The 2,021-nt window shown below is 73.9% G+C and carries 2 protein-coding genes and 1 pseudogene; all 3 read right to left on the bottom strand.

The features are described 5' to 3' along the window. Positions 1-190: 190 nt before the first annotated feature. On the bottom strand, positions 191-703 hold the full coding sequence (locus tag HW445_RS28565) for a SigE family RNA polymerase sigma factor (RefSeq protein ID WP_180223740.1): 513 nt from the start codon (positions 701-703) through the stop codon (positions 191-193). A 169-nt stretch (positions 704-872) separates the two neighbouring features. Continuing rightward, on the bottom strand, positions 873-1,472 hold the full coding sequence (locus tag HW445_RS28570) for a hypothetical protein (RefSeq protein ID WP_180223741.1): 600 nt from the start codon (positions 1,470-1,472) through the stop codon (positions 873-875). A gap of 205 nt (positions 1,473-1,677) precedes the next feature. Next, a pseudogene (locus HW445_RS28575) lies at positions 1,678-2,021 on the bottom strand (aminoglycoside phosphotransferase family protein); the annotation flags it as partial.

Genomic DNA, 2,021 nt, shown 5'->3' on the forward strand with positions numbered 1-2,021 from the left:
CGAGATCGCGGTGGGTCTCGAAGCCCGCCCCGGCGTCGTGCAGGGCCCGGGCGAACCTCTCCTCGAAGGCGTCGTGTTCCTTGGGGTCTTCAACGGGCATGACGAATCACCTGTCCGGGTCGTGGAGGGGGACGTGCCGTGCGGATGTGTGGTGCGGGCGGCGCCGTGCGGGACGCGGGGTGCGGGAGGGTCAGGCTGCGGCGTGCTCGACCAGGTCCTCGCCGAGCAGCGCACGCAACCGGCCGAGGGCGCGGACGCACCGGGTGCGCACCGCGGCCGTGCTGGTGTGCATCACCTCGGCCGTCTCCTGGATGCTCCGGTCCTCCCAGTAGCGCAGGACGAGCACGGCCCGGTCCTTGGCGGGCAGCCGTCCCAGGGCGTCGAGCAGGGTGAGCCGTGTGTCGGAGTCGACGCCGCGTGGGTCGGCGAGGTCGGGGAAGAGGTCGGTGGCGCGTTCCCCGCTCCTCCGGCGCCGACGGTGGGCGAGGAAGGTGCGGTGGAGGACGGTCTGGGCGTACGCGGCCGGGTTTCCGGCGCGGGAGACCCGCCCCCACTTCACGTACAGACGGCCCAGGGTCTCCTGGACCAGGTCCTCGGCGAGGTGTGTGTCACCGCCGGTGAGCAGGCACGCGGAGCGGAAGAGATGGCTCGCCCGTGCCGTCACGAACTCCGTGTAGTCACTCTTCGCCCGACCGTCCCGCATCCCCGCGCCCCGCCCTCTCTCGCACCGTCTCACCTCATTGATGCGGTGGGGGCCCAAGAATGTTTCACGGCATCAGAAAATTTTGGCGCACCGGTGATCAGCGGTGCCCCGGGGCCCGGGCCGCCGGGCGGGTCGCCGGCGTCCCGGGTGGTTCCGGCCCGGTGGCCGGTCAGTCGAGCTTGGCGACGGACGTGCGGGCGGTGTCGCGGAAGGCGGCGACGGGGGCGTCCTTGAAGCGGCCCATCTGCCCCCACTGGACCACCGTCACCGTGCGGCCGTCGCGTCCCACGGAGAAGAGGTGGATGTCACGGGTGTACTCGGTGTCGACCTGGACCGCGTACAGCCGTGCGCCCTCCTCGACGTTGACGCGGCCGAGGCTGCGGCCGGTGGCGTCGACGTCCGGGTACTGCGCCTCGGTGCGCGCCGCGCACTGCCTGACGGTGCGGTGGAGCAGGTCCGCGAGGCGCTCGGCGGAGGCGGTGTCCTTCTCGACGACGGTGACCTGACGGGCGGTGGCGTCCAGTTCGGTCCAGAACTCCCGGTGCCGGGAGGTCGCTCCAGGGAGCGCCTGGCCGTAGCAGAACGGGAGCGGGTCGGGCGTCCCCGCCGTGACCTCACCGGCGTACCAGTCGGAGGACGGGTGCGGCGGAAGGTCGGCGGGTGCGAGGAAGCCGGGCGTGGACGCGGCGTGGGCGGCGGTGGCCGTGGTGGCGGGAAGGACGAGGGCGATCGCCGTGGCGGTGACCACGGCTGCGGTGCTGCGGCGCATGCGGGTGCCTTCTCTCTGCGAACCGTGTGTGCGGGTCCAGGTGTCGCGGGTCCCGCGCGCGCCGGGCGGCCCTGATCGAGGCGCCGGCCGGCGGACGAAGTCCCCTTTCCCCCGGTACGACACCTGGCGGACGCCCTTGGTTGCGCCCCGGCGGCGCGTTCACCCCCAGGAGTGCGGGGGCGGGGTGCCTCGGAGGCGGGGCCTCTCAGAGGCGGGGCTCCTCGAGCACCCGCAGCAACCACTGCGCGGTCGCCGGGGGTTCGCCCTCGGAGATGCCCAGGCCCGCGTTGCCGGGGAACAGGCGTCCCCAGGCGGCGGCACGGGTGAGGGCGGCGAGCCGCAGCGCGTGGCCGAGCGCGCGCCGCAGGTCGCGGGCGGTGCGGCCGGGGGCGGTCCACGCGTCCAGGTAGGCGTCGCGGAGTCTCGGCAGCGCCTCGTCGCCGTACTCGTACCGGAAGACCCGGGAGGTGACCAGCAGGCTGCAGAAGGGGTGGGTGACGGAGGAGTCGCCCCAGTCGAAGAAGGTGTGGCGGCCGGGCTCCGGCCGGA

The sequence above is a fragment of the Streptomyces sp. UH6 genome (assembly GCF_013421635.1).
Taxonomy (GTDB): Bacteria; Actinomycetota; Actinomycetes; order Streptomycetales; family Streptomycetaceae; genus Streptomyces; species Streptomyces abyssomicinicus.

What these genes read in the sequence shown, in the direction of transcription:
- HW445_RS28570 (WP_180223741.1), bottom strand. Translation starts at nt 1,472, where the DNA reads ATGCGCCGCAGCACCGCAGCCGTGGTCACCGCCACGGCGATCGCCCTC.
- HW445_RS28565 (WP_180223740.1), bottom strand. Translation starts at nt 703, where the DNA reads ATGCGGGACGGTCGGGCGAAGAGTGACTACACGGAGTTCGTGACGGCA.